2 protein-coding genes and 1 tRNA gene are annotated in these 2,886 nt (G+C 42.7%); 2 read left to right on the forward strand and 1 reads right to left on the reverse strand.

From position 1 onward, the window contains the following. Positions 1–87: 87 nt before the first annotated feature. A complete protein-coding gene (gene psaK, locus P9B04_RS18995) occupies positions 88–348 on the reverse strand; it encodes a photosystem I reaction center subunit PsaK (RefSeq protein WP_342056542.1) in 261 nt (86 codons plus the stop codon). A gap of 149 nt (positions 349–497) precedes the next feature. Between psaK and P9B04_RS19000 the strand changes: the two genes are divergently transcribed. Both P9B04_RS19000 and P9B04_RS19005 read left to right on the forward strand, forming a co-directional pair. Beyond that, positions 498–584 (forward strand) — tRNA-Ser (locus tag P9B04_RS19000). Between the two features lie 192 nt (positions 585–776). Further along, a complete protein-coding gene (locus P9B04_RS19005; RefSeq protein ID WP_342056543.1) occupies positions 777–2,870 on the forward strand; it encodes a P-loop NTPase fold protein in 2,094 nt (697 codons plus the stop codon). The last annotated feature ends 16 nt before the right edge of the window (positions 2,871–2,886 follow it).

Below are 2,886 nucleotides of genomic sequence, written 5' to 3' on the forward strand. Positions count from 1 at the left end.
TTTCATCCCGACACTGACCTACGGTACAGTGCGGGGCTTCTCGACGGTTAGCTAAAGGACAAAAAGGGATTTTAGAGAAACTTTATCTTATAGTACGCCGCTATTGGCTAAACCTAAGATAACACCAGCCCCTAAAAGATGACCGAAGCTAGTGGTTCCTAATAATGCACCTAAACCCATACCACCGAAAAACTTAGGGGCAGGTAGAGCAGGTCCTTCATTGGGTTTGGCGATGGTGTAACTGCCGATGACAATGGCTAAGATGTTACAAACGATCATGATGGAGGCAACTTTGGGACTCCATTCAACAGTAGTACCAGTAACAGCTAAAAAAAGAGTTGAATACATTAGAGGTGAGTTCTCCTAAAAAGAATATCTGTTATTTTTTAATGTTAAGAATTATGTTACTTCTGTCAATATTGATGTTGCAATACTTAATAAACTAAAAAAGTTTACTCGAAACCCTATTTATCTGCTACTATAATATTCTGTGCCTTGGAGAGGTGGCTGAGTGGTTGAAAGCGGCTCCCTGCTAAGGAGTTATGGGTTAACACCCATCGAGGGTTCGAATCCCTCCCTCTCCGTTTTTTCAGCGAACAGTAATCAGTAATCAGTTATCAGTTGTTTTAGTTATCAGCGATCAGTTGTTTCAATGATTACTCATCAGTTTTTTCAGAATAAAGTTAAAAGTTTTGTTTAGGGTGCATAGGTTCTTAATTAAGCATTGTTAGCATTATTGTTATTCCAAGAAAGTGTTAACTGGTCACTGCTAAACCATGACTACTACCCTTCAAACAGCACAAAAGTCCTCAGAAAGCCATGAAGCGATTGTTTTTGCACAGTTGGAGAGTATAGTTCGGGCAGTAGCTATTTCACCTGATGGGAGAAAGGTAATTGCAGGTTTAAGGAATGGTCAGTTACAGCTATTTGATCTGATTACAGGAAACATACTCGCTACCTTTGAGGGACATTCTGATACTGTCTGGTCAGTGGCATTTTCCCCGGATGGTCAAACCATTGTTTCTGGCAGTTCTGACAAAACCCTGAGATTGTGGGATATGAAGGGTAATGCTTTGGGTCAACCCTTTCAAGGACATTCTGATGCTTTCTTGTCAGTGGCATTTTCCCCGGATGGTCAAACCATTGTTTCTGGCAGTTCTGACAATACCCTGAGATTGTGGGATATGAAGGGCAATGCTTTGAGTCAACCCTTTCAAGGACATATTTCTTCTGTCTATTCAGTGGCATTTTCCCCCGATGGTAAAACCATTGTTTCTGGGAGTGTGGACAATACCCTGAGATTGTGGGATCTCAATGGTAATGCTTTGGGTCAACCCTTTCAAGGACATATTTCTTCTGTCTATTCAGTGGCATTTTCCCCCGATGGTCAAACCATTGTTTCTGGCAGTGATGACAATACCCTGAGATTGTGGGATATCAAGGGCAATGCTTTGGGTCAACCCTTTCAAGGACATTCTGATATTGTCGATTCAGTGGCATTTTCCCCTGATGGTAAAACCATTGTTTCTGGGAGTAGGGACGGAACCCTGAGATTGTGGGATATAAAGGACAATGCTTTGGTCCCACTCTTTGAAGGACATACTAATTCTGTCTGGTCAGTGGCATTTTCCTCGGATGGTCAAACCATTGTTTCTGGCAGTGATGACAATACCCTGAGATTGTGGGATCTCAAGGGCAATACTTTGGGTCAACCCTTTCAAGGACATTCTGGGGGTGTCAATTCAGTGGCATTTTCCTCGGATGGTCAAACCATTGTTTCTGCCAGTGATGACAATACCCTGAGATTGTGGGATCTCAACGGCAATGCTTTGGGTCAACCCTTTCAAGGACATACTAATTCTGTCAATTCAGTGGCATTTTCCCCCGATGGTCAAACCATTGTTTCTGGCAGTGATGACAATACCCTGAGATTGTGGGATCTCAACGGCAATGCTTTGGGTCAACCCTTTCAAGGACATACTAATTCTGTCAATTCAGTGGCATTTTCCCCCGATGGTCAAACCATTGTTTCTGGCAGTTCTGACAATACCCTGAGATTATGGGATATAAAGGGCAATGCTTTGGGCCCACCCTTGACAGGACATTCTGATGAGGTCTTGTCAGTGGCATTTTCTCCGAATGGTGAAACCATTGTTTCTGGCAGTTTGGACGATACCCTGAGATTGTGGGATATAAAGGGCAATGCTTTGGGTCAACCCTTTCAAGGAAATACTAATTCTGTCAATTCAGTGGCATTTTCCCCCGATGGTCAAACCATTGTTTCTGGCAGTTCTGACAATACCCTGAGATTATGGGATATAAAGGGCAATGCTTTGGGCCCACCCTTGACAGGACATTCTGATGAGGTCTTGTCAGTGGCATTTTCTCCGAATGGTGAAACCATTGTTTCTGGCAGTTTGGACGATACCCTGAGATTGTGGATTTGTAATATAGCAATACCTATCCCTAATCTATCGGCGCGACTTCGGCGAGTGAGTGTTCCTCAAAGCATTGCTAATGATGCAACCTTTGGGGATGACCAACTTAATGTTAAAGATGAGATCGAAGCGTTGGCGGAAGTGTTAATGTTGCGAACTCTGCAACCACCTATTGCGGTCGCCCTTTTAGGGAGTTGGGGGAGTGGGAAATCTTTTGGGATGCACTTGATTCAACGTAAGGTTAATGAGATTAGAAGTAAATCTATTACGAAATTACAATCTTGGGGGGAGTTGAGTCATCCTGACCATAAATCATTACAATCTTCAGAAGTAGGTCATATTTATCAAATAACCTTCAATGCTTGGACTTATGCTAAATCTAATCTTTGGGCGAGTTTAACTCACATCTTGCACCAAGAAAAGTTGATATGAGAAGCGATGGCTAAAA

Source organism: Crocosphaera sp. Alani8, assembly GCF_038442745.1.
Taxonomy (GTDB): Bacteria; Cyanobacteriota; Cyanobacteriia; order Cyanobacteriales; family Microcystaceae; genus Crocosphaera.

Bases quoted from the DNA above. Each gene is read 5' to 3' on its own strand.
- psaK (WP_342056542.1), bottom strand. From the start codon at position 348: ATGTATTCAACTCTTTTTTTAGCTGTTACTGGTACTACTGTTGAATGG.
- P9B04_RS19005 (WP_342056543.1), top strand. From the start codon at position 777: ATGACTACTACCCTTCAAACAGCACAAAAGTCCTCAGAAAGCCATGAA.